Origin of the sequence: Variovorax sp. TBS-050B (assembly GCF_029893635.1) — a bacterium.
Lineage (GTDB): Bacteria > Pseudomonadota > Gammaproteobacteria > Burkholderiales > Burkholderiaceae_C > Variovorax.
Window position 1 is genome coordinate 1,513,437 of sequence record NZ_JARXYR010000002.1, and the last position, 25,306, is coordinate 1,538,742.

Below are 25,306 nucleotides of genomic sequence, written 5' to 3' on the forward strand. Positions count from 1 at the left end.
CGGAAACGGGGCGTCGAACGTTAAGCCCGCCGCCGCATCAAGGCCGCAGATGCATGCGGAAGAACGCCGTTGTCTTCCTGTTCACGTCTGGTAACACCGTGTGGCGGTCGAAGCCGGGCGGGTCGTCGAGCAGTTCGCCGACCAGGCCCGTCAGCCCCGGCGGTGGCGGCGACAGCAGTGCGCCATGTCCCGCGGCGGGCATCTCGGCCAGCAGTTCGCAGCGCGGGAGGCACGCGGCCAGCACCCGGTCGCTGTGGAAGCGCGGAATCAGCCAGCGGTCCGCCGGCGCGGTGATGAGCGCCAGCGGCACGCGCGGCGTGGCCAGCGACGCCATGTCGAAGTCGGCCGCCGAGGGCACGCCCGCCACCACGGCGGCGATGCGCGGATCGTGGTGCGCGCGCGGCGTGTCGTCGCCGAAGCGGCGGCGGATCACGAACAGGGCTGCCCATTGCCGGATGGGGTCGAGCCAGCTGCCGGTCAGCCGCGTGATCAACCCCACGCAGGATTGGAAGTCTTCCACCAGGTGGGCTTCGCAGTGGCGCATGAAGCCGGCCGGCGACCAGCGGCCGCCGGCGAGGCTCAGCGCCGTGTGGCCGCCGGCCGACATGCCGTACATGCCGACCCGGTCGAGCGCGAGCAGCGGCGCGAAGCGCGCATCGCCCGCCACCGCGTCGATCGCGCGCGACACCTCGGCCGGCCGCAGGGTCCAGCTGTCGGGCCCGGGGTTGCTGCCGTCGCGCTGGTTGTCGGCGCGGTGCTCGGGCATCGCGACGACGAAGCCCGCCGCCACCAGCTCGCGCGCCAGATCCGCATGCACCCAGGGCGCGCCGCCCGATCCGTGCGAGACCACGACCAGGCGGCCGTTGCCGCGCACCGGTGCCGCCTGCGGCGCGGCCTGCAGCGTGAAGGGCCCGCGCCGGACCGGCTCGGCGGCAGCGTCGGACGGATAGAAGAGGGTCACCGGTCCGTCGCCGGCCACGCCCGGCAGCTGGGTCAGGCCCATGGCGGCGCCGGCCGGGCCGGCGATCAGCAGCGCCAGCCACCCGAAGAAAAGACAGACTCGCATCGCATCGAACTCCTTGCATGTGCACGCCGCGGGCGGTTGCCCGTGGCAGGCCGCACGATGCCGCGGGCCGCGCGCCGCGTCTTGCCGAAATCTTCGAAAACGGCGTTCGGCCAGCCGATTTCAGGAATCGGCGAGGTTCTGCCGGCGGAATTCGGTCGGCGTGAGCCCGGTCGCGGCCTTGAAGGCCCGGTTGAAGGGGCCGATCGACTGGAAGCCGGCGCTGAGCGCGATCGTCAGCACCGGCAGCTCGCGCCGGGCCGGATCGGCCAGCGCGCTGCGCGCCTCCGCGAGGCGGAAGCCGTTGACGAAGGCGCTGAAATTGCGGTGCCCGAGCCGCCCGTTGATCAGCCGGCGCAGGCGGTATTCGGGCACGCCGAGCCGCGCCGCGAGGCTCGCGATGCCGAGGTCTTCGAGGCGGTAGACCCGGTCGACGGCCATCAGCTGCTGCAGGGCGTCGGCGAGGCTGTCCTCGGCGGGATCGGGCGCGGCCTCGGCCGGCGCTGCGGCATCGGGCGCGGGCACCGGGGCCGGCGCGTCTGCGTCTGCGTCTGCGTCTGCGTCTGCGTCTGCGTCTGCGTCTGCGGGCACCGGCGTCGGGACCGTGTTCAGCGGGAACAGTTCCGATGGCGCGAGCCGCACCATCTGCCAGGCAACCGGCGCGACGATCAGCAGCAGCATCGCCACGTCGGCCGTGGCCGAAAGGCCCGACAGCCGGCCGGACGGCGAAGCGAGCCGCACGGCCAGCATCGCGAGGCTGTAGCCGATGCCGGTCGCGACGATGTAGACGCGCAGCCGGCGCCGCTTCTCGACCAGGTCGTCGCGCCAGTGCGAGGCCGCGGCCAGCGCCGCCAGCACCGCGAACACCAGCGGCACCGCGCGCTGTAGCCCGAGCACGACCGCGGCGAGCGGCCCGCCCGCGCCGTCCGGCATCGCGCAATGGACCAGCGCCAGCGCCGCCACCGCGGCCCAGATCGCCCGGTGCACGGGGCGCGGACGGAACTCGTCGTCGAACAGCGCCTGCGCGAACACCCAGAACAGCACCGCGTTGCCGACCGACACCGCGACGAGCGGCGCCTGCCAGAGCCTCGGCACCTCGGCCTCGAAGAGCGGCGCGGAAGCGACGAGCTGCACGCACTGCCCGAGCGCCAGCGCGATGCCGGCGCGCGCGGCGGGCAGGCCGGGCCGGTCGCGGCCCAGCACCGCCGCGAGCAGCAGCAGCAGCGCGATCACCACGCCGCGCAGGGCGGCATCGAAAACGGACGGGAGCAGGGCGGCGGACATGCGGTCGACGGCGAGCGCGCGACGATAACAGGCAAAGGCGCCGACGACCGCGTCGGGCGCAGGGTCAAGACGGACCCGTCCGGCAATCCGATTTTCACGCAACTAATAATGTTGCATGAAAAGAGACAGCAGACTTTCCGGCGTCCTCCATGTGCTGCTGCACATGGCGGAACAGGGCGGCCCCGCGACTTCCGAGTCGCTCGCGGCAGCGATGCACACCCACCCCGTGGTGGTGCGCCGCGTCATGGCGGGCCTGCGCCAGGCGGGCTTCGTCAGCTCGGCCAAGGGGCATGGCGGCGGCTGGGTGCTGTCGTGCCCGCTCGACGCGGTGACGCTCGGCGACATCCACCAGGCGGTCGGCTCGCCCGCGCTGCTGGCCTTCGGCAACCGCACCGAAAGCCCCGGCTGCATCGTCGAACAGGCGGTGAACGCGGCGCTCGACGGCGCCTGCCGGGACGCCGAGGCGCTGCTGCTCGAACGTTTCCACGGCATCACGCTGGCCGATCTGGCCAGGGACTTCCATCGCCGCATGACGGGCGGCGGCTTCACCATCAAGGACATCGAACATGCGATATGACGCTCTGATCGTGGGCGGCAGCTTTGCCGGCCTCTCCGCTGCCCTGCAGCTCGCGCGTGCGCGGCGCAAGGTCTGCATCGTCGACGCGGGCGCGCCGCGCAACCGTTTTGCCGCCGCCTCGCATGGCTTTCTTCGGCCAGGACGGCACGCCGCCGCTCGACATGATCGCCAATGCGCGCGCGAAGGTGCTCGCGTATCCCACCGCGCACTTCATCGCGGGCCGCGTGGCGGAGGCCCGGGCCGAGGGCGACGGCGGCTTCGTCGCGCGGCTGGACGACGGGCAGCTGCTGTCGGCCGCGCGCATCGTGCTGGCCTTCGGCGTCGAGGACGGCTTTCCGGACATCGCGGGCGTGCGCGAGCGCTGGGGCCGGAGCGTGCTGCACTGCCCGTACTGCCACGGCTACGAGGTCAGCGGCCGCAAGCTCGGCGTGCTGATCGAGCCGCCGCATGCGCCGGACCACGCGATCCTGTTCACCGAATGGGGGCCGGCCACGCTCTTCCTGAACGGCGGCAGCGGCCCGGACGACGAGACCCGCGCACGGCTCGAAGCGCGCGGCGTGGCGATCGAGCCCGGCCGCATCGCGGCGCTCGAAGGCCCTTCGCCCACGGAACTGTCGAGCGTGCGCTTCGAGGACGGCCGGCGCGTGCCGCTCGACGCGATGTTCCTCGTGCCGCGCACCCGGCTCGCGAGCCCGCTGGCCGAGCAGCTCGGCTGCGCCATCGACGCGGGCGGCTTCGGCCCGGTGATCCGCACCGACGCGATGAAGATGACCACCGTGCCCGGCGTGTTCGCGGCCGGCGACGCGGCCATGGCCTTCCACAATGCCACGCTGGCCTCGGCCGACGGCGTGATGGCGGGCGTGTCGCTGCACCGGGCGTCGGTGTTCGGCGGCTGAGATCGGGGCCGGAAAAAACGGCCCGAAAATCGGGCTATAATCTGGGGCTCGAAATGCGGGAATAGCTCAGTTGGTAGAGCGCAACCTTGCCAAGGTTGAGGTCGAGAGTTCGAGACTCTTTTCCCGCTCCACATTTCATGCAAAAGGCCACCCCTGCGGTGGCCTTTTGCTTTTGCGGCGCCGATGCTTCGTTCGTTCGCCGTTCAGCCGATGGCGGGCAGCACCGTGCCGCGGCTTTCGCCGAAACCGATGCGCGCATGCCCGGGCTTTTCGCACCAGCCGCGCAGCAACACCGCGTCGCCGTCTTCGAGGAAGCCGCGCCGCTCGCCGTGCGACAGCGTCACCGGGCTTTGCGCCGCGCGCGTCAGCTCGATGATCGCGCCGGCCTCGCCGGGCCCCGGGCCCGAGATGGTGCCGCTGCCGAACAGGTCGCCCGGGTTGAGTTGGCATCCGCCCACGGTGTGGTGCGCCACCATCTGCGCCACGCTCCAGTACTGGTGCCGGAAGCTCGTGCGCGAGAGCCGCGAGGCGCCGTGGCCGCCGCGGCGCGCCTGCTCGCTTTCGAGCCAGACTTCGAGCCGGATGTCGATCGCGCCGCCCTCGCGGTTGCCCGGGTCTTCCAGATAGGCCAGCGGCTGGGGCTCGGCGGCCGGGCGCGTCCACGGCAGGCGGTAGGGCGCGAGCGCTTCCATCGTCACGATCCAGGGCGAGATCGTGGTCGCGAAGTTCTTCGCGAGAAAGGGCCCGAGCGGCGCCATCTCCCAGAACTGGATGTCGCGCGCCGACCAGTCGTTGAGCAGGCAGATGCCGAAGATGTGGTCCTCGGCCTGCGCGAGCGGGATCGGCGCGCCGGCCGCGTTGCCCGCGCCGATCCAGATGCCGAGCTCGAGTTCGTAGTCGAGCCGCGCGCAGGCATGGAAGGTCGGCGCCTTCGCGCCCGGCGCCAGGGTCTGGCCCATCGGGCGGTGGAAGCGCTGGCCGCTCACGCCGATGGTCGAGACGCGGCCGTGGTAGGCCGTGGGTATCCAGCGGAAGTTCGGCGTCACGTCGCCGTCCGGGTTCATGAGCCGGCTGATGTTGAGCGCGTGGTCGATCGAGGTGTAGAAGTCGGTGTAGTCGCCGATGCGCGCGGGCACCGTGTATTCCACCTCGGCCTGCGGCACCAGGCATTGGCGCAGCGCCTCGACGGTGGCGGCCGGCGCATCGTCGCGCAGCAGCGCGAAGACGGCATGGCGCAGCGCCTGCCAGGCACGGCCGCCGAGCGCGAAGAAATCGTTCAGCGCGGGCAGCGCGGCCGCGCGTGCCGCATCGAGCGCCAGCCCCTCGAGCAGCGGGCGCGCCGCGAGCGCCGCGAGGTCGAGCACCTGGTCGCCGATCGCGATGCCGCCGCGGAACGGCTCGCTGTGGCCCGCGCGGCGGAACACCGCATGCGGCAGGTTCTGGATCGGAAAGTCCCCGCCCGCGGCATTGGCGCTGGCGAGCCAGCTGCGCGCGCTGGCATCGTGCGTGTGGTTCAAGGCGATCATCGGTCCTGGCCCTCGTCGTTTTGTTCAGCGCGAGGCCATCAGCGCATCGTCGAAGATCGCCACCGCGCGCGTCCAGCCGGCCGATGCGCCGCGGATCTTGTGCGGAAAGCAGCTGATGAAGAAGCCCGTGGGCGGCAGCGCCTCCAGGTTGTGCAGCTTCTCGATGTGGCAGTAGCCGATGTCGCGGCCGGCCTTGTGGCCTTCCCAGATCAGCGAGGCGTCCTGCGTCTCGCCGTACTTCTTCGCGGTGTGGACGAAGGGCGCGTCCCAGCTCCAGGCGTCGGTGCCCGTGAGGCGCACGCCGCGCTCCAGCAGGTACATCGTCGCTTCGTAGCCCATGCCCGCGCCGGCCGAGACGTAGTCGGCATGCCCGTAGCGCGCGCCCGCGCGCGTGTTCACCACCACGATCTCCAGCGGGCTCAGCGTGTGGCCGATGCGCTTCAGCTCGGCCTCGACGTCGGCCGCGGTCACCACGTAGCCGTCGGCGAAGTGCCGGAAGTCGAGCTTCACCCCGGGCTGGAAGCACCATTCGAGCGGCACGTCGTGGATCGCGATCGCCGGCTTCTTCTCGCCCAGCGCCTTGTCCATCGTCGAATGGAAGTGGTAGGGCGCATCGAGGTGCGTGCCGTTGTGCGTGGACAGCTGCACCAGCTCCACCGCCCAGCCTTCGCCGTCGGGCAGGTCTTCCTTCTTCAGGCCCGGAAAAAAGGGCTCGATCTGCTCGTAGGTCTGTTCATGCGTGAAGTACTGGATCTTCGGCGCGAAGGCGGGCGGATCGGAGAGCACGTCGTTCTCCAGAAAGATCGAAAGGTCGACGAATTTGCGTGGCATGAGGGGCTCCTTGTCAGGTCGAGTGAATACGGGGGCAGAACGCAGAGGGCGCGAAGGTTTCGCAGAAGGCGCAAAAAATTCAACTCAAAAATTTGGTTTTTCTTCTGCGTCCTCTGCGAAACCTTTGCGACTTCTGCGTTCGGAAGTCCGCTTTCAGGGCCGTTGCCATCGCAGCAGCCTGTGTTCCGCAAAAGCCAGCAAGGCATTGCTCAGGAAGCCGATCAGCCCCAGCAGCACGATCCCCGCGAAGAGGTCGCTCGCCCGAAAGGCCCGCGCCGCGAGCAGGATGGCCTGGCCCAGGCCGCTCTGCGAGGCGATCATCTCGCCGACCACCGCGACGATGAGCGCGATGGTCAGCGCGAGCCGCATGCCGGCGAGGATGTCGGGCAGGGCATTGGGCAGGCCCATCTTCCAGACGAAGGCGGCGCGCGACATCTGCAGGCAGCGCGCGACTTCCGCGAGCCGCGGCTCCACGGCCGCGAAGCCGTGCACGGTTGCCAGCAGCACCGGCCACATCGCGCCGAAGGCCACCACGAACAGCACCATGCCCGGGTTGAGGCCGAACACCGAGATCGCGAGCGGCAGCAGTGCCGACGCGGGCAGCGGCCGCACGAATTCGAGCGTCGGCTGCACCCAGGCGCGCACCGCGGGCGACACGCCGATCGCCGCGCCCAGCAGCACGCCGAAGAGCGAGGCGAGCAGCCAGCCCTGCACCATGCGCCCGACGGTGGCCTGCGTGAAGCCGAGCAGTTCGCCCTGGTCCGAGCCGCCGGCCAGGCCGAGCCCTTCGCGCAGGCTCGCGAGCGTGGCCTCGGGCGTGGGCAGGAACACCCGGCTCACCCAGCCCGCATGGCTCGCGGCCCACCACAGCGCGACCAGCGCGCCGAAGACGGCGAGCGAACCGAGCCAGTCCCCCGCGGTGCGGCGCGTCATGGCAGCACCCCCATGCGCCGCGCGACCGCGCGCTGCAGCCCCAACATGCCCGCGTTGACCGCAAAGCCCACCACGCCGATCCAGCCCAGCCAGGCGAGCATCAGCGCCGGGTCGAAGCTCTGCTGCGCGATCATCATCGCGTAGCCCATGCCGTGCGGATTGGCCGCGATCTCCACCGTCACGGCCACCACCAGCGCCACCGCCACGCCGAGCCGCAGCGCCACGAAGAGCCGCGGCACGATCGCCGGCAGCACGATCTTGAAGGCGCGGTCGCGCGCCGAGAGCTGCAGCACGCGGCTCAGTTCGAGCAGCCGCGGCTCCACCTGCTGCACCGCCGACTGCACCAGCACCAGCAGCGGCCAGAAGGTGGCGAAGGCGACGATCGCGACCTCCATGCGCACGCCGAAGCCGAAGGCCAGCATCGCGAGTGGAATCAGCGCCACCGAGGGCACCGGGCGCAGCACCTCGATCGACAGCGCGCCGAGCTGCGCCGCGCGCCGCGAGAGCCCGAGCGCGATGCCCAGCGCCATGCCGAGCACCGCGCCGATCAGCAGCCCCAGCGCCGCCGTGCCGAGCGTGAATCCCGTGGCCTGCCACAGCGACCCGTCGAGCGCCGCGCCCGCGAAAGCCTTCGCCGCCGCGCTCGGCGGCGCCAGCGCATCGCTGCCGAGCGCCGCGGCACGGCGCGCGTAGCACTCGAAGAGCGCAATCAGGACAAGCGGCAGGACCAGCGGACGGACCACGCGCGAAACACCGCGGAATCGGCTTGGCCGGGCCGCCGGTGTTGCCCCCGGCGAGGGGGTTGGCGGAGCGACACGCAGTGCGCGAAGCCTGGGGGAGCGCCTAATCATGGCTCTGCTCGATGAAGGCAAAGAGTTCTCGCCGCAGCCGCAGATACTCCGGATGCTCCTTGGTCGTGAGCTGGTCGCGCGGACGCGGGATCTTCACCTCGATCATGCGCGCCAGGCTCGGTCGCCCGGGCCCCGGATTCGCCTGCAGCGCAATCACGCGGTCGCCGAGGTAGATCGCTTCCTCCAGGTCGTGCGTGACGAACAGCACCGTGAGCCCGTCGTCGCGCACCAGCCGCGCGAGCTCGTCCTGCAGGCTCTGGCGCGTGAGCGCATCCAGCGCGCCGAAGGGCTCGTCCATCATCATCAGCTCGGGCTTCTGCGCCAGGCAGCGGGCGATCTGCGCGCGCTGCTGCATGCCGCCCGACAGCTGCACCGGAAACTTCTGCGCATGCTTCGCGAGCCCGACCTTGGCGAGCACCTCGGCGATGCGCGGCGCGCGCGCGGCCGCGAGCACGCCGGCCGCTTCGAGCGCGAGGCTCACGTTGCCTTCGACCGTGCGCCAGGGCAGCAGCGCGCGGCCGTAGTCCTGGAACACGAAAGCCACCTCGCGCGACGGCGCCTTCATCGGCATGCCGTTGCGCCGCACCTCGCCGGCGCCCGGCGCCACCAGCCCGCTCGCCGCGCGCAGCAGCGTGGTCTTGCCGCAGCCGCTCGGGCCCACGATGCAGACGAACTCGCCGCGCGCCACGTCGAAGGACGTCGGCGAGAGGATCTCGCGCCCGCCGAGCCGGATCGCGACCTCGTCGAAGCGCAGGAAATCGGCGGCGACGCTCACGGCGCGATCAGCTTCGCGACGTCGACGCGCGTCTTGAGCATGTCCTGCTCCGTCATCAGTCCCACCCAGTAGCCGAGCTGCTTCTCGCTCACCGCGGGGCCGGGCGGCGAGATCTGGATCTTCGCGAGCACCTCGGGCGGCAGCTTGATGTACTTGCCGATCGCGGCGCGCACCTTCGCGTCGTTCTTCGGCTGCTGCATGAAGGCCGCGGCCTCGACCAGCGACTCGCGGAACGCGCGCGCCGCGGCCGGGTTCTTCTGCACCCACTCGCGCTTGGCCGCGTGCACGATGGTCTGGTTGTTCTCGGGCAGGAAGGTCGAGTAGTACGAGGCCACGTAGCCCGCGCCGCTCTCGGTGATGCGGCTCATGAACGGGTCGGCCGACACCACCGCATCGACCGAGCCGCCGCGCAGCAGATCGGCATGCTGCGGGAACGCGGCCTCGACGAAGTTGACCTTGCGGTAGTCCACGCCGCTGTCCTTGAGCCAGGCGCGGAAGGTCACGTGCAGGAAGGCGCCCAGGCCCGGCACGCCGATCTTCTTGCCCACGCAGTCCTGCGCGTTCTTGATGCCCGAGCCCGCGCGCGCCACCAGGCCGAAGCCGGTGATGGTCTTCGAGGTGAGCCCGCCGCCGGCCACCAGCACCAGGTCGAGCCCGCCGTCCACCGCCTGCAGGAACACCGAGGGCGTGGGCCCGCCGATCTGCAGCGAATCGGACTGCAGCGCCGCGGGAATGGTCGAGTTGAGCGGAATGAACTTGAGCTCCACCTCCAGGCTGCGCTTCTTGAAATAGCCCTCCTCGGCCGCCACGAAGACCGAGGCAAAGTCCGAGACGGCCGTGTAGCCGAACACGATCTTCGGATGCGGCGCCTGCGCGCGCGCGGGCAGTGCGGCGGCAGCAGCCGATGCGGCGGCCAGCGCCGACAGCAGGGTGCGTCGTTTCATCATGTCTTCTGTCTCCTGGAGGTGGTTTTCTTCTGCGGGGTCCGGGGCTTCGGCAGCGCCGCGCGCAGCCCGCCCACGATGAAGTTCACGAGCATCGGCGCCACGGCCGGGTCGCTGCGCCGGTTCTCGCCGCGCGAGAGCCTTTCGATGCGGCTGTCGTTCAGGTGGTGCAGCAGCGCGCCGAGCGCGAACTGGTAGCCCCAGGCGGCCTGGCCGCGCGTGGCATGCGGCAGCGCGATGTGCAGCGCGTCGATGTAGGCCTCGGCGAGCGGATCGAAGTAGCCGCGCAGCACGCGGTCGGCCTCTTCCGTCGCGTGGTAGAGCTCGCGCGCCACCAGGAGCGCGTAGTACTCGCCCTCGGCGCTCGCGCGCAGCGCCAGCACCGGCGCGGTGAAGGCCTCGATGATGCGCGGCAGGGTGCGCGCATCGTCCGGATCGTTGTCGACCGCCGCAAGGCCCGCGAGCCGCTCCTCGATGCTGTGGCTCCAGTGTTCGAAGATCGCATGGAAGAGCTCGTGCTTGGGCCCGAAGTAGTAGCCCACGAGCGCGAGCGGCACGCCGGCCTCCTCGGCGATCTGGCGGATCGTGACCGCGTGGTAGCCGTGCTGCGCGAAGAGCTTCTCGGCCGCCAGCAGGATCGCCTGCCGCCGGTCGGGCCGGACCGCTTCGGTGGTGCTGGCGGCGGCGGGTGCCGTGCGGCGGCTGCTGCGCCGGCTCGCGGGAACACTGGCATTCATGCGCCGCATTGAACGCTTGTACAAAACCATTGAACACACGTACAAACCCTGAGCCGATCCCGATTGAGTGCGAGCGGGGGCGGCATTACGCTCGCGTCATGCCCGCCCCCAACATTCCCCAGATCCGCCTCTACCAGGACTGGCTGCGCGACAACCGCGGCCTGTCGTTCGACAGCTACGACGCGCTCTGGCGCTGGTCCGTCACCGAGCTCGATGCGTTCTGGCAGAGCATCTGGGACTACATGGGCATGCGCTCGCCCACGCCGCACACCGCGGTGCTGGCCGAGGCGCGCATGCCGGGCGCGAAGTGGTTCCCGGGCGCGCAGGTCAACTACGTGCGCGAGGTGCTGCGCCATGCCGAGGCCGCGCATGCGGCGGGCATGCCGGCGATCGTGAGCGACGACGAGCTCGGCCGGGTGCGCGAGATGTCGTGGCCCGAGCTGCGCCGCCAGGTCGCTTCGGTGGCGCTCGAGCTGCGGGCGCTCGGCGTGCAGCGCGGCGACCGCGTGGCCGCCTACATGCCCAACGTGCCCGAGACCATGGTGGCCTTCCTCGCCTGTTCCAGCATCGGCGCGGTGTGGAGCGTGTGCGCGCCCGACATGGGCACGGCCGCGGTGGTCGACCGCTTCCGCCAGATCGAGCCGAAGCTGCTGATCGCCGCGGACGGCGTGCACTACGGCGGCAAGCCGATCGACCGCAGCGCGGTGGTGCAGGGGCTGCGCGATGCGCTGCCGAGCGTGCAGAAGCTGCTGCTGCTGCGCACGCCGCATGCGGCGCGCAGGCTCGATGCCGAGGCCGACTGGCTCGGGGCCATCGCGCGCGACGACGCCGCGGTCGCGGCCTTCGAACCCGAATGGCTGCCCTTCGACCATCCGATCTGGATCGTCTATTCGAGCGGCACCACCGGCCTGCCCAAGCCCATCGTGCACGGGCAGGGCGGCATCATCCTCACGATGTACGCCTGCGGGCTGCACAACGACGTCGGCGCGAGCTACGGCGCCAACAACTTCGGCGAGCGCTTCCACTGGTACAGCTCCACCGGCTGGGTCATGTGGAACTGCCAGATGGCGGGCCTGGCCTTCGGCGCGACCATCGTCATCTACGACGGCCATCCCGCGGGCAGCAAGGAGAAGCCCGACTGGGCCGTGCTCTGGCGCTTCGCCGCGAAGCACCGCATCACCTTCTTCGGCGCGGGCGCGGCCTACTTCACCAACTGCATGAAGGCCGGCGTGGTGGCTGCCGACTGCGGCGATCTCTCGCGCGTGCGCGCGCTCGGCAGCACCGGCTCGCCGCTCTCGGAGGAGGTGCAGCGCTGGGGCTCGCAGCAGATCCTCGATGCGGGCGCGCCGGAGGTCTGGTGGTGCAACATCTCGGGCGGCACCGACTTCTGCGGCGCCTTCATCGGCGGCAACCGCGAGCTGCCCGAAGTGCCCGGCCAGATGCAGTGCCGCGAACTCGGCCACGCGGTCGAAGCCTGGAACGAGGCGGGCGAGTCCGTCATCGGCGAGGTCGGCGAGCTGGTCTGCACGCAGCCCATTCCCTCGATGCCGCTCTGCTTCTGGGGCGACGAAGGCAACGCACGCTACCTGTCGAGCTACTTCGATACCTATCCCGGCGTGTGGCGCCACGGCGACTGGATCCGGATCGGCGCGGATGGCGGCTGCGTCATCTACGGCCGCAGCGACGCCACCATCAACCGCCAGGGCCTGCGCATGGGCACGAGCGAGATCTACAGCGCCGTCGAGGCGCTGCCCGAAGTGCTCGATGCGATGGTGGTCGACCTCGAATACCTCGGCCGCGAGAGCTACATGCCGCTCTTCGTCGTGCTGCGCCCCGGCGTGACGCTCGACGCCGCGATGCGCGCGAAGATCGACGGCGCGATCAAGACCTCGCTCTCGCCGCGCTTCTTGCCCAACGACGTGTTCCAGGTCGCCGAGATACCGCGCACGCTTTCGGGCAAGAAGCAGGAGCTGCCGATCAAGAAGCTGCTGCTCGGCCAGCCGGTCGAGAAGGTGGTGAACCGCGAGGCCATGGCCAACCCGGCTTCGCTCGACTGGTTCGTGGCCTTCGCGGCGCAGCGCGCGTCCGCCTGAGGCCGCGGCGCCGCGTGCGCGCTGCTAGCGCGCGTCGTGGAAGATGATGCCGAGGGTGTGCCGCTGCCCCGAGCGCACGCGGCTCACGCCGTGGCGCATCGTGACGCGGTAGCTGCCGCGCGTGCCCGCCACCGGCCGCTGGTTGACCGCGAACACCACCGCCTCGCCCTGCGCGAGCGCCACCACCTCGGCGCGCGACTGCATGCGCGGGCGCTGCTCGGTCAGCACGAACTCGCCGCCGGCGAAGTCCTCGCCCGGCCGGCTCAGCAGCACCGTGAGCTGCAGCGGGAAGTGCAGCTCGCCGTACAGGTCCTGGTGCAGGCAGTTGTAGTCGCCTTCGCCGTAGCGCAGCAGCAGCGGGGTGGGGCGCAGCTGGCCCGCTGCGTGGCAGCGCGCGAGGTAGGTGGCATGGTCCGGCGGATGGTCGGCCGGCTGCCCCATCGCGGCCGCCCAGGCGTTCGCCAGCGGTGCGAGGCGCGCATAGAGCGCGGCGCGCCAGCCGGCGAGCAGCGGCGGCAGCGGGTTCGCGAAGTACTGGTACTCGCCCTGGCCGAAGCCGTGGCGCTGCATCACGACGCGGCTGCGGAAGCGGGCGGGCTCGTCGTACATCGCGGCGAGCGCGCGGCATTCGTCGGGCGTGAAGAGCACGCCGGTGTTGGCCGAGCCGCGGGCGGCAAGGTCGTTCTCGATGCGCGGCCAGTCGAGGGCGGCCACGCTGCGGGCGATGGAAGTCTGCATGGCGCCAGTCTCGCGCCGCGGCGGCGCGGGCGCTCGCCGTTTCCGGACATCGGTCCGGCGGGCGGGCGCGGTGCGGCGGCTAGAGCCAGACGCCGTTGGTCGGCATCTGGATGTTCGTCGCCGGGTCGCTGCCGGTCACGAGCGCGCCGATCGCCAGGCTCAGCAGCGCGATGAAGATGCTCGCGAAGAACGCGGTCCAGAAGCCCGAGAGCTTGAAGCCGCGCACCAGCGCGGCCACCAGCATGATCATCAGCGCATTGATCACGAGCAGGAAGAGCCCGAAGGTCAGCAGCGTCAGCGGCAGCGTGAGCACGATCAGGAGTGGCTTGACGACGGCGTTGGCCAGACCCAGCAGCAGCGCCGAGACCACCAGCGCCGACGTGGTCTCGAACTTCAGGCCGCGGAAGATCAGGCTCGCGACCCACAGCGACAGCGCCGTGATCGCCCAGTGCACGAGAAAGGGAGCGATGTTGTTCAGCATGGTGGTGAAGGAAGAGGGCGCGGGACGTTGCGCCCGGCGCTGCGGGCCATCATATCGGCGCGCCGCGCCCCGGCATCAGCCGCGCTGCGTTTCCGCCAGCAGCCAGTCGCTGAAGCGCTTCAGCAGCGGACGCTGGTCCGCGCGCTCCGGCGTGACGAGGTAGTAGGCGCGCTCGCCCGCGAGCGGCCGCGCGCAGGCCACCACCAGCTCGCCGCGCGCCAGTTCGTCGGCCACCAGCATGGTCGGCATCAGCGCCACGCCGAACCCGTGCGAGGCCGCCGCCGCGAGGATGGAGAACAGCTCGTAGCGCGGCCCGCCGCGCGCATTGGGCGCATCGACCTGCTGCGCATCGAACCACTGGCGCCAGCCGTCGGGCCGCGTGCTCTGCTGCAGCAGCGGCATCTTCGCGATGGCCGCTGGCGCCACCGGGCGGCCGCGCGGCAGCAGCGAAGGGCTGCACACCGGCACCACGTCCTCGTGCATCAGCATGAGCGCGCGCGTGCCGGCCCAGTTCTCGACCTGCGCGGGCGTGCCGGCGTACAGCGCCGCGTCGAACTCGGCATCGGCGAAGAGAAAAGGGCGCGTGCGCGTCTCGATGTGCACCAGCACGTCGGGCTGCAGCGCCGCGAAGCCCTTGAGCCGCGGCATCAGCCAGCGCGTGGCGAAGGTGGGCACGGCCGCGAGCGAGAGCGAGCCGCCTTCGCCCTGGTGCGCCATCGCGTCGAGCGTGTCGCGCTCCATCGCCTCGAGCCGCTTGGCGGTCTGCCGCGCATAGGCCGCGCCGCTCGCCGTGAGCGCCACGCCGTGACGCGTGCGGCGGAACAGCGCCACGCCGAGGAAGGCCTCCAGCGTGCCGATCTGGCGCGAGACCGCGCTCTGCGTGAGCGCGAGTTCCTGCGCGGCGCGCGTGTAGCTCTCGTGGCGCGCTGCGGCGTCGAAGCACACGAGGGTCTGCAGGGGCGGGATCTTGCGGCGCATGTATGCCGCGAGTGTATGACTGGATCGGCATTGCCACCAATGGAAACCGCGCTGCGAAGCCGGGCCAGATGTGCGGCCAGCGCATATCTGGGTGAGGATTCATCGTTTGCGCACGGGCAGGCCCGCGGCTAGGATCGGGCCCATTCCCCCTTTTTCTCCGGAGACAGCCACATGGCCGCCAAAGCGCAATTCCACTGGGACGACCCGTTCCTGCTCGACCAGCAACTGACCGACGACGAGCGCATGATCCGCGACGCGGCCAATGCCTACTGCCAGGAGCGCCTCGCGCCGCGCGTGCTCGAAGGCTTCCGCACCGGCGAGACCGACCCCGCCATCTTTCGCGAAATGGGCGCGCTCGGCCTGCTCGGCCCGACGATCCCCGAGCAGTACGGCGGCCCCGGCCTCAACTACGTGGCCTACGGCCTGATCGCGCGCGAAGTCGAGCGCGTCGATTCGGGCTACCGCTCGATGGCCAGCGTGCAGAGCTCGCTCGTGATGGTGCCGATCTTCGAATTCGGCAGCGAAGGGCAGAAGCAGAAGTTCCTGCCCAAGCTCGCCACCGGCGAATGGATCGGCTGCTTCGGCCTCACCGAGCCCGACCACGGCTCCGACCCCGGCAGCATGGCCACGCGTGCCAAGAAGGTGCCGGGCGGCTACTCGCTCACCGGTTCCAAGATGTGGATCAGCAACTCGCCGATCGCCGACGTGTTCGTGGTCTGGGCCAAGGAGGTCAGCGAGGGCGGCGCCGTCGGCCCGATCCGCGGCTTCGTGCTCGAGAAGGGCATGAAGGGCCTGAGCGCCCCGGCGATCCACGGCAAGGTCGGCCTGCGCGCCAGCATCACGGGCGAGATCGTGATGGACGGCGTGTTCTGCCCCGAGGAGAACGCCTTCCCCGAAGTGCAGGGCCTCAAGGGTCCGTTCACCTGCCTCAACAGCGCGCGCTACGGCATCTCCTGGGGTGCGCTCGGCGCGGCCGAAGACTGCTGGCACCGCGCGCGCCAGTACACGCTGGACCGCAAGCAGTTCGGCCGCCCGCTGGCCGCCAACCAGCTGATCCAGAAGAAGCTCGCCGACATGCAGACCGAGATCACGCTCGGCCTGCAGGGCAGCCTGCGCCTCGGCCGCATGAAGGACGAGGGCACGGCCGCGGTCGAGATCACCTCGATCATGAAGCGCAACAACTGCGGCAAGGCGCTCGACATCGCCCGCATGGCACGCGACATGATGGGCGGCAACGGCATCAGCGACGAGTTCGGCGTGGCGCGCCACCTCGTGAACCTCGAGGTGGTCAACACCTACGAAGGCACGCACGACATCCACGCGCTGATCCTGGGCCGCGCGATCACGGGCATCGCGGCCTTCGCGAACTGACCTGAAATCGGACCGCCGAACGCAGAAGAAATACAAAAGCTACGCAGAAGTCGCAGAAGAGACCCGAGAAATTTTCTTCTGCATTCCTTTTGCGACTTCTGCGAAACCTTCGCGCCCTCTGCGTTCTGCCCCCGTATTCCTCCAGCCTCCAACATGACCCCAGCAGCCCTCGACGGCATCAAGGTTCTCGATCTTTCCCGCGTGCTCGCGGGCCCGTGGTGCACGCAGATCCTGGCGGACCTGGGTGCCGACGTCATCAAGATCGAACGTCCCGGCGTCGGCGACGACACGCGCACCTGGGGCCCGCCCTTCATCAAGGACGCCCACGGCAACGACACCGACCAGGCCAGCTACTTCACCGCCTGCAACCGCAACAAGCGCTCGGTCACGGTCGACATGGCCACGCCCGAGGGGCAGGCGCTGCTGCAGCGCATGGCGGCCCAGGCCGACATCGTGGTCGAGAACTTCAAGACCGGTGGCCTCAAACAGTACGGCCTCGACCACGAGAGCCTGCGCGCGGCCAACCCGCGCCTCATCTACTGCAGCGTCACCGGCTTCGGCCACGACGGCCCCTATGCCGAGCGCGCGGGCTACGACCTGATGATCCAGGCCATGACCGGCATGATGAGCATCACCGGCCGTCCCGACGGCGAGCCCGGCGGCGGCCCGCTGCGCGTGGGCGTGGCGCTCACCGACCTGTTCACCGGCGTCTACGCCAGCACCGCGATCCTGGCCGCGCTGCAGGTGCGCGACCGCACCGGCGAGGGCCAGCACATCGACATGGCGCTGCTCGACGTCGGGATGGCGATCCTCGCCAACCAGGCGAGCGCCTTCCTCAACACCGGCCGCGCGCCGCAGCGCCAGGGCAACACGCACCCGAGCCTCGCGCCGTACCAGGACTTCCCGACGCAGGACGGCGCGATGCTGCTCGCGATCGGCAACAACGGCCAGTTCGCGCGCTTCTGCGAGGCGGCGGGCCGCCCCGAGTGGGCCGCCGACGCGCGCTTCGCCACCAACACCCTGCGCGTGAAGCACCGCGGCGTGCTGATCCCGCTGATGGAGGAACTCACGCGCACCCGCACCACGGCCGAGTGGGTCGCGCTGCTCGAGGACAAGGCCGTGCCCTGCGGCCCGATCAACGACATCGCCCAGGCCTTCGACGACGCGCAGGTCAAGGCGCGCGGCCTCGCCGTCACGCTGCCGCGCGATGCGGGCGACGGCATCGCCAGCATCACCGGCGTCGCGAGCCCGCTGCGCCTCTCGGCCACGCCGCCGGTGCTGCGCCATGCACCGCCCGCGCTCGGGCAGCACACGCGCGAGGTGCTGGCCGAGTTCGGCATCGACGGCGCGCGCTTCGAGGCCTTGCGCGCGGCGGGCGTGGTCTGAGGCGCCCGCGGCCGCCTCAGCCCGCGCGCCCCACGATCGCCACCGCGAACACCGCCATGCCGAGCAGCAGGTTCAGGCTCACGAGCATGCGCACCGTGTGGAGCCGCGCGCCCGCCGCGGGCCATGCGCTCTGCTCGATCGCGCGGCGCAGCGCGGGGAACACCGCGGCGCGGATGTAGACGTAGACGCCGGCCATCACGAGCGCGATGCCCATCATCGCCTCGATGCGCCAGTGCAGCCCGCGGAACCCGCCCGCGCGCATCACCATTGCGAAGCCGCTCGCGAACAGCAGCGTGACGGCCGCATCCACGCCGACGAAGAAGCGCCGGAGCGCCGCGGCCATGGTGCGCAGGCGCAGCGGCGGCTCGAGCGTGGCGATCACGGCGGGGCGCACCGCGAAATGCATGGTGGCCATGCCGCCGACCCAGAAGGCGGCTGCGAGCAGGTGGACGAGAAGCAGGACGACGTAGGACATGGGTGCCGATCAGAACACCGAAAGCCATGTGCGCGCAATCTCGGCGCGCTTGCGTTAAAACCCCGGGTCCCGCACATGCAGCAACGATGAGGCATCCATGACCCGTTCCGTCGCCGAGAAACGCGCCGAATTCCGCGCGCTCCACCAGCAAGGCTGTTTCGTTCTCCCCAACCCCTGGGACGCGGGCAGCGCGCGCTACCTGCAGGGCCTGGGCTTCAAGGCGCTGGCCACCACGAGTTCGGGCCATGCCTGGTCGCAGGCGCGGCCCGACGGCGGCGAGACGCGCGACGCGGTGCTCGCGCACCTGCGCGAGATCGTCCAGGCCACCGACCTGCCGGTCAACGCCGACTTCGAGAACGGCTTCGGGCGCGATGCCGACGAGGTGGCGGAGAGCGTGCGCCTCGCAATCGAGACCGGCGTGGCGGGCCTCTCGATCGAGGACTCGACCGGCGATGCCGCCGACCCGCTGTTCCCGGTCGAGGTCGCGGTGGCGCGCATGCGCGCCGCGCGCCGCGCCATCGATGCCGCCGGCGGCGACACGCTGCTCGTGGGCCGCGCCGAGAACTTCATCGTCGGCCGGCCCGACCTCGGCGATGCGATCGCACGCCTCAAGGCCTATGCCGAGGCCGGCGCCGACTGCCTCTATGCGCCAGCCATCCGCACCCGCGAGCAGATCGAAGCGGTGGTCGCGGCGGTCGCGCCCAGGCCGGTGAACCTGCTGCTCGGCTGGACCAGCGACCTCACGCTGAAGGACGCGGCCGCGCTCGGCGTGCGCCGCATCAGCGTGGGCGGCGCGCTCGCTCGTGCGGCCTGGGGCGGCTTCGAGCGCGCGGCGCGCACGATGGCCGAAGAAGGACGCTTCGACTTCGAAGGCGCGGCCTCGGGTGCCGAACTCAACAAGTTCTTCAGGGGCTGACGACCGCCGCATGGACGCGCTGCTCGCGGAGGTGCGCGCCTGCAATGCCTGCGCCGCGCACCTGCCGCTCGGCCCGCGCCCGGTGGTGCAGGCGAGCGCGGGCGCGCGGCTGCTGATCGTGGGCCAGGCGCCGAGCATGACGGTGCACGCCACCGGCCGGCCCTGGGACGACCGCAGCGGCGAGCAGCTGCGCCGCTGGCTCGGCGTCGAGCGCGACCTGTTCTACGACGCCTCGCGCATCGCGATCATGCCGATGGGCTACTGCTACCCCGGGCGCGGCACCAGCGGCGACCTGCCGCCGCGCCGCGAATGCGCCGCGCTCTGGCATGAGCGCCTGCTCGCGCAGATGAAGCACATCGAGCTCACGCTGCTCGTGGGCCAGTACGCGCAGCGCCACTTCCTCGGCGATGCGCGCAAGGGCGGCGTCACCGAGACGGTGGCCGCCTTCGCCGAGTACGCGCCGCGCTTCATGCCGCTGCCGCATCCCTCGCCGCGCAACACCGGCTGGTTCAAGCACCATCCATGGTTCGAGCGCGAGGTGCTGCCCGTGCTGCGCGCGCGGGTGCGCCAGGCGCTCGCGGCCGGTCAGGGCGCCGCGCCGAAGGGTGGCGCTGCATAGACCACGCGCCCGCCGACCACCGTCATCAGCGAGGCGGTCTTCGCGATGCGCTCCACCGGCACCGAGAAGAAATCCTGGTCGAGCACCGCGAAGTCCGCGAGCTTGCCGACTTCGAGCGTGCCGCGCTTCGCCTCGTCGAAGCTGAACCAGGCGCTGCCCGCGGTGTAGAGCCTGAGCGCCTGCTCGCGCGTGGGCAGCTCGTCGGGGCCGCGCATCGGCGTGCCGCTCACGGTGCGGCCGTCGAGCATCCACTGCAGCGCGACGAAGGGGTTGTACGACGCGACCCGGTGCGCGTCGGTCCCCGCGCCCACGTTCAGGCCCATGCGCAGCGCCGTGCCGATCGGCGGCATGCGGCGCGCCGCCTCGCCGCGCGTGGCGAGCGCGCGGTCGCCCTGGAAGTACATCGCGTCCTGCATCGTCCAGCCCATGCCCAGCGCCTTCATGCGCGCCAGCGTCTGGGGCGAGGCATCGTCGAGGTGCGCGATCGACCAGCGCAGCTGCCGGATCGGCACCTCGGCATCGAGCTTCTCGTACAGCGCGAGCAGGTGGTCGACCGAGCCGTTCTCCTGCCAGTGGATCGTGACCGCCAGCCCGCGCGCCGCGGCCCAGCGGATCAGCTCGTAGAACTTCTCCTTCGCGGCCGCGTCGGGAAAGTTGTTGTTGTACATCGCGAGCGTCACGCGCTCGCCGAGGCCGTTGAACCTGAGCATGTCGTCGCCGAAGCCCATCGGCAGCATCTGCGTGAGCTCGCGGAACTCCTGCAGTTCGGCGCCGGGCTTCTGCGCGAACACGCTGTAGGCCACACGCAGGGTCAGCGCCTTGCGCCGCCACAGCTCGAACAGCGCCGCGTATTGCGAAGGCGCGATGCTGAAGCCGCCCGGATCGACGAGCCCGGTGATGCCGAGGCGGTTGAGTTCGGTGAAGAAGGCGCGCGTGCCGGCCAGGTTGTCGTCGTAGGTCGGCTTGGGCAGCTTGTCGAACAGCGCCGAGATGCCGACGATGTCGCCGGTCATCCAGCCCGGGGCGCCGTCGGGCGCGGCCTTCATGCCCGCGGGCAGCGTGTCGGGCGCCACGCCCATTGCCTCGAGCGCCCTCGGCGTCATCGCCACGGCCTCGTAGAAGAGCTGCACGTACACCGGATGGTCCGGCGCGGCCTGCTGCAGTTCGGCCACCGTGGGGCGGCGCCGTTCGGCGAACTGCTGCTCGGTCCAGCCGCCGGCCACGATCAGCCAGCCGCCGGGCCGCGCGCGCGCCGCGGCCGCGCGCAGCCGCGCCATCGCCTCCGCGATCGTGGCCGCGCCGATCCAGTTGACCTCGGTCGAGTAGCTCAGCGCGGCGCGCACCGCATGCATGTGCGAATCGATCAGCCCCGGGATCACGGTGCGCCCGCCGGCATCCACGCTGCGCGTGGCGGGCCCCGCGAGCGCGCGCACCTGCGCGGCGCTGCCGACCGCGACGATGCGGCCGTCGCGCACCGCGAGCGCCTCGGCCATGGTCCCGGCCGCGTCGAGCGTGGCGATCTTCGCGTGGGTGACGACGAGGTCGGCCGGCTGGGCCTGCGCGGCGCCGCACGGCAGCGCGGCGGCGGCGAACGCGGCGAGGGCTGCGAGAAGGGCGCGGCGCATGAAACCGATGCACCCCGCTGCCGGGTGCGCCGCTCGAGGGAGCGTCGAGCGACACGAAGTGCGCGAGGGACGGGGTGGGTTCATCTCAATCCACCTTGATGCTCGCGGCCTTGACGACCTGCTGCGCCTTCGCGGTCTCGTCGACGATGAACCGGTTGAACTGGGCCGACGGCATCGTGAACGGTTCGGCGCCAAGCTTCTCGAGCCTTTCCTTGACCTCGGGCGAGACCATGATCTTCGCGACCTCGGCCTGCAGGCGCTCGACCACCGGCTGCGGTGTCTTCGCGGGGGCGAACAGGCCGACCCAGAACAGGTACTCCGAGCCCGGCACGCCGGCCTCCACCGTGGTGGGGGCGTTCGGCAACACCGGCGAGCGCTTGGCCGTGCCCACCGCCAGCGCCTGCAGCTTGCCCGACTGGATCAGCGGCAGCGCCGAGACCATCGGTGCGAAGAAACCAGTCCACGCGCCCCGCCATGACCTCGGTCATCGCCTCGGGCGTGCCGCGGAACGGCACGTGCTGCGCCTCGACGCCGGCCGCGAGGCGGAACACCTCGGCATTCATGTGCGTGGCCGAGCCGTTGCCGGCGGAGCCGTAGTTGAGCGCGCCGGGCCTGGCCCTGGCCTTTGCGACCAGGTCCTTCACGTCGGCGAAGTGCGAGGGCGCGCTGACCAGCACGTTGGGCAGGCTCGCCATCGGCGTGATGCCGGTGAAGTCCTTCACCGTGTCGTACGAGAGCCCCTTGTAGATCCACGGATTCACCAAGTGCCCGGCCGAATGCACCAGCAGCGTGTAGCCGTCGGCCGGCGCCTTGGCCGCGAGCGCCGCGCCCAGCGTGCCGCCCGCGCCGGGCTTGTTGTCGACCACCACGCTGGTGCCGAGCGCCGGGCCGAGCTTCTCGGCCACCAGGCGCGCGACGATGTCGGTGCCGCTGCCCGCGGTGAAGGGCACGACGAGCCTGATCGGCTGCGTGCCGGGCCAGGGGCCCTGCGCATGGACCGTGCCGAGCGCGCAGCAGCCCAGCAGCGATGCGGCGGCCGCCGCCAGCGTCTGCCGGCGGCTCCAGGTGGGTGTCTTCTTCATGGCGTCTTGTCTCCGTTGGATTTGTATTTCGGTGGGCGATGAATGACGGAAGCGGCGAGGGCGGCGGGCCGCTACGGCGGCGGCGCGTTCGGCATCACCAGCGCCACCAGCACCGGGCGGTTGCCGCGGTTCTCGAGCTGGCGCTTCTCGCCGGGCGCGAAGCGGCAGCTGTCGTAGGGCCCGAGCACTTCCTCCTGGCGCACGCCGTCGATCTCGCCGACCATGTGCAGCTCGCCTTCGAGCACGAGGTAGAGCTTCTCCATGGGCGAGCCGTCCAGGCCGGTGCGGCCGCCGGGCAGGATCTGGCTCATGCCCATCCACATCTGGGTGGACGGACCGGCCTCCTTGCCCTGCAGGCGCAGGCAGCGCATGTCGAAGTGGTTCGGTGCCTCGTAGTGCGGCGCCGCGTCGAAGCGGGTGACGTGCATGGATCTGCTCCTCAGGGCCGCAGGACGACGCGGTCGGTGCTGCCCGAGAGCACCAGCCGGTAGGCGTCGAGGGCGTCGTCGAGCGCGAAGCTGCGCGCGACCGGAAAGGGCTGGAGCGTGCCGCGCTCGAAGCCCTCGCGCATCGCGTCGAGCTGCGCCGTGCTCGCCACGCAGTCCATCGCGAGCGAGTCGATGCCCACGAAGGTGTGCATGCCGCGGTAGAACGCGAAGATGTCGAAGGGCACCGCGCGCTCGTGCGTGGCGATGAAGATCTGCGTCGCGCCCTTGGCCATGGCCTTGTGGCCGGCCTCGAAGTAGGCGCTGCCGACGGTGTTGTAGACGATGTGCGCGCCGCGCCCGTCGGTGAGCTCGCGCACCCGCGTGCCCACGTCGGCATGCTCGCGCGCATCGATCACTTCCACCGGCGCGCTCGCGAAGCCCTCGAACGGCCCGGCGCGCCGCTGCACCGCGATCACGCGCGCGCCGGCCTGCGCCGCGAGCTGCACCGCCGCCTGACCCACCTTGCCGTTGGCGCCGAGCACCAGCACCGTCTGCCCGGCCTGCGGCATGCCGCTGCGGCGGAAGCCTTCGTAGGCGGTGACGAAGGGCACGCCCACCGCGCCCGCCTCGTCCATCGAGATGCCCTGCGGCTTGGCGCGCAGCGCCTGCGCGGGCAGCACGAGATGGCGCGCATGCGAGCCGTCGCGCGTGATGCCGAGGTCGCCGCCCGAGCCGTAGACCTCGCGCCCGATCCATTCGCTGGGCCCGCTCACCACGGTACCCGCGAAGTCGCGCCCCGGCGTGCGCGGCCACACCGCCTGCGGCATCAGGCCGAGCGCGGCCTTCACGTCGCTCGGGTTCACCGCGGCGGCGGCGATGCGCACCACCGCATGGCCAGGCGGCGCGGCGGGCTCGGGCTGCGGCACGGCCTCGAGGCGCAGCGCGTCGAGGTTCGCGGCTTTCTGGTTCACGCGCAGCGCGCGCGCCGCGTGCGCGACGTGCATGGCGGCCGCGGCGCTCATCGCACGGCCTCCTGCGCCACGCGCGCATCGGCCAGGCCGAGCATCGCGCGCGCCTCGCGCGGGTTGGCGATCTCGCCGCCCAGGCTCTGCACGATGTCGCGCGCCTTCGCCACGAGCTGCGCGTTGCTCTCGGCGAGCACGCCCTTCTCGAGGTAGATGTTGTCCTCCATGCCCACCCGCACATGGCCGCCGAGCAGCCACGCCTGCGCGACCATCGGAAACTCCATGCGGCCGATGCCGAAGGCGCTCCAGAAGGCGCCGCGCGGCAGCATGTTGCGCGCGTAGAGCAGGGTCTCGGGCGTGGGCGCGAAGCCGTACTTCACGCCGAGCACGAAGGTCCACATCGCGGGTCCGTCGAGCGTGCCGTCGGCGATCAGGTCGAGCGCGAGGTGCATGTCGCCGGAGTCGAAGATCTCCAGCTCGGGCTTCACGCCCGCCTCGCGCATCACGCGCGCCATGCGGCGCACGTTGCGCGGCGTGTTGATGACCACGTCTGGGCCCGAGTTCATGGTGTTGAGGTCGAGCGAGCACACGTCGGGCCGGATCAGCGCGATGTGCTGCACGCGCGCCTCGGGCGGCAGCAGCGTGGTGCCGGGTGCCGCGACCTTCGGATCGTCCTCGCTCGGGATGAAGCGGCCGCCCGGGCCGGTCGTGAGGTTGACGATCAGCTCGCGGTTTTCGCGCCGGATGCGGTCGACCACCTCGCGGTAGAGCTCGACCTCCATCGAGGGCCGGCCGGTCTCCGGGTTGCGCACGTGGATGTGCACCTGGCCCGCGCCGGCCTCGGCCGCGGCCAGGCACTCGTCGGCGATCTGCCGGGGCGTGATCGGCAGGTGCGGCGTCTGCTCGGGCTTCACGAGGTTGCCGGTGACGGCGCAGGTGATCAGCGTCTTGTTCACAGGTGGCGCCCCCCGTCCACCACGATGCGGGTGCCGGTGACGAAGCGCATCGTGGTCGCGAGCGCCTCGACCGCGGCGGCCACGTCCTCGGGCCGGCCGATGCGGCCGAGCGGCGTGGTGCTGGCCATCTTCTGCGCGAACTCGGCGCCGCGGCCGGGCACGAAGCCCGATTCGACCGCGCCCGGCGAGACCGAGACCACGCGCACCGCGGGCGCCAGCGCCTTGGCGAGCGCATCGCCCACCACGTCGAGCCCGGCCTTGGCCGCGACGTAGGCGAGGTTGCTGCCCACGCCGGTGAAGCCCGCGATCGACGAGATGTTGACCACCAGCCCGTCGCCGCTCGCCCTGAGCATCGGCGCGAAGGTGCGGATGGTGGCGAACACGCCGCGGAAGTTGGCGCGCACGATGTCGTCGATGAGCTCGTCGGTCAGCGCGTCGAGGTCGGCGGCCGGCACCGGCTGCGTGTGGCCGGCGCTGTTGACCAGGATGTCGCAGCGGCCCAGCGTGGCCTTCACTTCCGCGGCGGCGGCGGCGAGGCTGGCCGAATCGACGATGTCGGCGCGGATCGCCGCATGGCGCTGGCCGTCGGCCGAAGGCAGGGCGGCGGCGCGCGCGGCCGCCTCCGCGTCGGCCTTGCGGTGCAGCAGCACGCAGCTGGCGCCGAGCGCGGCCAGCCGCATCGCGGTGGCATGGCCGATGGCGCCGAGGCCGCCGGTGATGACGGCGACCTTGCCGTCGAGTCGGGAAACGGGATCGAAAGTCATGGGCATGAGAAC

General features: G+C 71.2%; 26 protein-coding genes, 1 tRNA gene and 2 pseudogenes. 9 read left to right on the forward strand and 20 right to left on the reverse strand.

Features of this window, described 5'->3' with window-relative positions; all coding sequences use genetic code 11:
- Positions 1-37: 37 nt before the first annotated feature.
- Positions 38-1,066, reverse strand: a complete 1,029-nt coding sequence (locus M2165_RS10280) for a dienelactone hydrolase (RefSeq protein ID WP_280814549.1) — start codon at positions 1,064-1,066, stop codon at positions 38-40.
- Between the two features lie 120 nt (positions 1,067-1,186).
- Positions 1,187-2,347, reverse strand: a complete 1,161-nt coding sequence (locus tag M2165_RS10285; RefSeq protein WP_280814550.1) for a helix-turn-helix domain-containing protein — start codon at positions 2,345-2,347, stop codon at positions 1,187-1,189.
- 115 nt (positions 2,348-2,462) lie between these two features.
- Between M2165_RS10285 and M2165_RS10290 the strand changes: the two genes are divergently transcribed.
- From M2165_RS10290 to M2165_RS10300, 3 genes and pseudogenes are all read left to right on the forward strand, one after another.
- On the forward strand, positions 2,463-2,924 hold the full coding sequence (locus tag M2165_RS10290; protein WP_280814551.1) for an Rrf2 family transcriptional regulator: 462 nt from the start codon (positions 2,463-2,465) through the stop codon (positions 2,922-2,924).
- Positions 2,914-3,820 (forward strand): annotated as a pseudogene (locus M2165_RS10295) (NAD(P)/FAD-dependent oxidoreductase). The gene M2165_RS10290 and the pseudogene M2165_RS10295 overlap by 11 nt, the downstream one beginning before the upstream one ends.
- A 55-nt stretch (positions 3,821-3,875) precedes the next feature.
- Positions 3,876-3,951, forward strand: a tRNA-Gly gene (locus M2165_RS10300).
- A gap of 72 nt (positions 3,952-4,023) precedes the next feature.
- Here M2165_RS10300 and fahA read toward each other — a convergent pair.
- The 7 genes from fahA to M2165_RS10335 form a co-directional block, all read right to left on the reverse strand.
- On the reverse strand, positions 4,024-5,346 hold the full coding sequence (gene fahA / locus M2165_RS10305) for a fumarylacetoacetase (protein ID WP_280814552.1): 1,323 nt from the start codon (positions 5,344-5,346) through the stop codon (positions 4,024-4,026).
- A 24-nt stretch (positions 5,347-5,370) separates the two neighbouring features.
- Positions 5,371-6,177 carry a cyclase family protein gene (locus M2165_RS10310; RefSeq protein WP_280814553.1) on the reverse strand — a complete coding sequence of 269 codons (807 nt, stop codon included), beginning with the start codon at positions 6,175-6,177 and terminating at the stop codon, positions 5,371-5,373.
- Between the two features lie 153 nt (positions 6,178-6,330).
- Complete coding sequence (locus M2165_RS10315; protein ID WP_280814554.1) at positions 6,331-7,110, reverse strand: ABC transporter permease; 780 nt, start codon at positions 7,108-7,110, stop codon at positions 6,331-6,333.
- The gene (locus tag M2165_RS10320; RefSeq protein ID WP_280814555.1) at positions 7,107-7,961 is read right to left on the reverse strand and encodes an ABC transporter permease subunit; all 855 of its coding nucleotides are present in this window, start codon (positions 7,959-7,961) and stop codon (positions 7,107-7,109) included. Before M2165_RS10320 ends, M2165_RS10315 begins: the two co-directional genes overlap by 4 nt.
- Positions 7,954-8,736, reverse strand: a complete 783-nt coding sequence (locus M2165_RS10325) for an ABC transporter ATP-binding protein (RefSeq protein ID WP_280814556.1) — start codon at positions 8,734-8,736, stop codon at positions 7,954-7,956. Before M2165_RS10325 ends, M2165_RS10320 begins: the two co-directional genes overlap by 8 nt.
- The gene (locus tag M2165_RS10330) at positions 8,733-9,683 is read right to left on the reverse strand and encodes an ABC transporter substrate-binding protein (RefSeq protein ID WP_280814557.1); all 951 of its coding nucleotides are present in this window, start codon (positions 9,681-9,683) and stop codon (positions 8,733-8,735) included. Before M2165_RS10330 ends, M2165_RS10325 begins: the two co-directional genes overlap by 4 nt.
- Positions 9,680-10,417 (reverse strand): TetR/AcrR family transcriptional regulator, encoded by a 738-nt coding sequence (locus M2165_RS10335; RefSeq protein WP_280814558.1) that lies wholly within the window; start codon positions 10,415-10,417, stop codon positions 9,680-9,682. Before M2165_RS10335 ends, M2165_RS10330 begins: the two co-directional genes overlap by 4 nt.
- A gap of 98 nt (positions 10,418-10,515) precedes the next feature.
- Between M2165_RS10335 and M2165_RS10340 the strand changes: the two genes are divergently transcribed.
- Positions 10,516-12,510, forward strand: coding sequence for an acetoacetate--CoA ligase (locus M2165_RS10340; RefSeq protein WP_280814559.1), 1,995 nt, complete (start codon positions 10,516-10,518; stop codon positions 12,508-12,510).
- 24 nt (positions 12,511-12,534) lie between these two features.
- Here M2165_RS10340 and M2165_RS10345 read toward each other — a convergent pair whose 3' ends face one another.
- The 3 genes from M2165_RS10345 to M2165_RS10355 all read right to left on the reverse strand — a co-directional run bounded on the left by M2165_RS10345 (position 12,535) and on the right by M2165_RS10355 (position 14,707).
- The gene (locus M2165_RS10345; protein ID WP_280814560.1) at positions 12,535-13,248 is read right to left on the reverse strand and encodes a 2OG-Fe(II) oxygenase; all 714 of its coding nucleotides are present in this window, start codon (positions 13,246-13,248) and stop codon (positions 12,535-12,537) included.
- A gap of 79 nt (positions 13,249-13,327) precedes the next feature.
- Positions 13,328-13,729: a phage holin family protein gene (locus tag M2165_RS10350; protein WP_280814561.1), complete on the reverse strand. Its 402-nt coding sequence runs from the start codon at positions 13,727-13,729 to the stop codon at positions 13,328-13,330.
- Positions 13,730-13,804: 75 nt separating this feature from the next.
- Complete coding sequence (locus M2165_RS10355) at positions 13,805-14,707, reverse strand: LysR substrate-binding domain-containing protein (protein ID WP_280814562.1); 903 nt, start codon at positions 14,705-14,707, stop codon at positions 13,805-13,807.
- A gap of 171 nt (positions 14,708-14,878) precedes the next feature.
- Here M2165_RS10355 and M2165_RS10360 point away from each other — a divergent pair, with 171 nt between their 5' ends.
- On the forward strand, positions 14,879-16,078 hold the full coding sequence (locus M2165_RS10360) for an acyl-CoA dehydrogenase (RefSeq protein ID WP_280814563.1): 1,200 nt from the start codon (positions 14,879-14,881) through the stop codon (positions 16,076-16,078).
- 153 nt (positions 16,079-16,231) lie between these two features.
- Complete coding sequence (locus tag M2165_RS10365; RefSeq protein WP_280814564.1) at positions 16,232-17,464, forward strand: CaiB/BaiF CoA-transferase family protein; 1,233 nt, start codon at positions 16,232-16,234, stop codon at positions 17,462-17,464.
- A 16-nt stretch (positions 17,465-17,480) separates the two neighbouring features.
- Here the strand turns inward: M2165_RS10365 and M2165_RS10370 are convergent, their stop codons facing one another.
- The gene (locus M2165_RS10370; protein WP_280814565.1) at positions 17,481-17,939 is read right to left on the reverse strand and encodes a CopD family protein; all 459 of its coding nucleotides are present in this window, start codon (positions 17,937-17,939) and stop codon (positions 17,481-17,483) included.
- Positions 17,940-18,036: 97 nt separating this feature from the next.
- Here M2165_RS10370 and M2165_RS10375 point away from each other — a divergent pair, with 97 nt between their 5' ends.
- Together M2165_RS10375 and M2165_RS10380 are read left to right on the forward strand one after the other, a co-directional pair.
- Entirely contained in the window at positions 18,037-18,855 is an 819-nt protein-coding gene (locus tag M2165_RS10375; protein ID WP_280814566.1) for an isocitrate lyase/phosphoenolpyruvate mutase family protein, read from the forward strand.
- Positions 18,856-18,865: 10 nt separating this feature from the next.
- Positions 18,866-19,474 carry a uracil-DNA glycosylase family protein gene (locus M2165_RS10380; RefSeq protein WP_280814567.1) on the forward strand — a complete coding sequence of 203 codons (609 nt, stop codon included), beginning with the start codon at positions 18,866-18,868 and terminating at the stop codon, positions 19,472-19,474.
- Here the strand turns inward: M2165_RS10380 and M2165_RS10385 are convergent.
- The 3 genes and pseudogenes from M2165_RS10385 to M2165_RS10395 form a co-directional block, all read right to left on the reverse strand.
- Positions 19,441-21,099, reverse strand: coding sequence for an amidohydrolase (locus M2165_RS10385; RefSeq protein ID WP_280814568.1), 1,659 nt, complete (start codon positions 21,097-21,099; stop codon positions 19,441-19,443). The two genes, M2165_RS10380 and M2165_RS10385, sit on opposite strands and share 34 nt — an antisense overlap.
- Before the next feature lie 85 nt (positions 21,100-21,184).
- Entirely contained in the window at positions 21,185-21,541 is a 357-nt protein-coding gene (locus tag M2165_RS10390; RefSeq protein WP_280814569.1) for a tripartite tricarboxylate transporter substrate-binding protein, read from the reverse strand.
- 70 nt (positions 21,542-21,611) lie between these two features.
- A pseudogene (locus M2165_RS10395) lies at positions 21,612-22,004 on the reverse strand (tripartite tricarboxylate transporter substrate-binding protein); the annotation flags it as partial.
- Between M2165_RS10395 and M2165_RS10400 the strand changes: the two are divergent.
- Entirely contained in the window at positions 21,910-22,227 is a 318-nt protein-coding gene (locus M2165_RS10400; protein ID WP_280814570.1) for a hypothetical protein, read from the forward strand. The pseudogene M2165_RS10395 and the gene M2165_RS10400 overlap by 95 nt on opposite strands.
- Before the next feature lie 25 nt (positions 22,228-22,252).
- Here M2165_RS10400 and M2165_RS10405 read toward each other — a convergent pair whose 3' ends face one another.
- From M2165_RS10405 to M2165_RS10420, 4 genes are read right to left on the reverse strand one after another with little or no spacing between them, the layout of a single operon-like run.
- The gene (locus M2165_RS10405; protein ID WP_280814571.1) at positions 22,253-22,609 is read right to left on the reverse strand and encodes a cupin domain-containing protein; all 357 of its coding nucleotides are present in this window, start codon (positions 22,607-22,609) and stop codon (positions 22,253-22,255) included.
- A gap of 11 nt (positions 22,610-22,620) precedes the next feature.
- Positions 22,621-23,631 (reverse strand): zinc-binding alcohol dehydrogenase family protein, encoded by a 1,011-nt coding sequence (locus M2165_RS10410; RefSeq protein ID WP_280814572.1) that lies wholly within the window; start codon positions 23,629-23,631, stop codon positions 22,621-22,623.
- Positions 23,628-24,530, reverse strand: a complete 903-nt coding sequence (locus tag M2165_RS10415; protein ID WP_280814573.1) for a 3-keto-5-aminohexanoate cleavage protein — start codon at positions 24,528-24,530, stop codon at positions 23,628-23,630. Before M2165_RS10415 ends, M2165_RS10410 begins: the two co-directional genes overlap by 4 nt.
- Entirely contained in the window at positions 24,527-25,294 is a 768-nt protein-coding gene (locus M2165_RS10420) for an SDR family oxidoreductase (RefSeq protein ID WP_280814574.1), read from the reverse strand. Before M2165_RS10420 ends, M2165_RS10415 begins: the two co-directional genes overlap by 4 nt.
- Positions 25,295-25,306 lie beyond the last annotated feature (12 nt).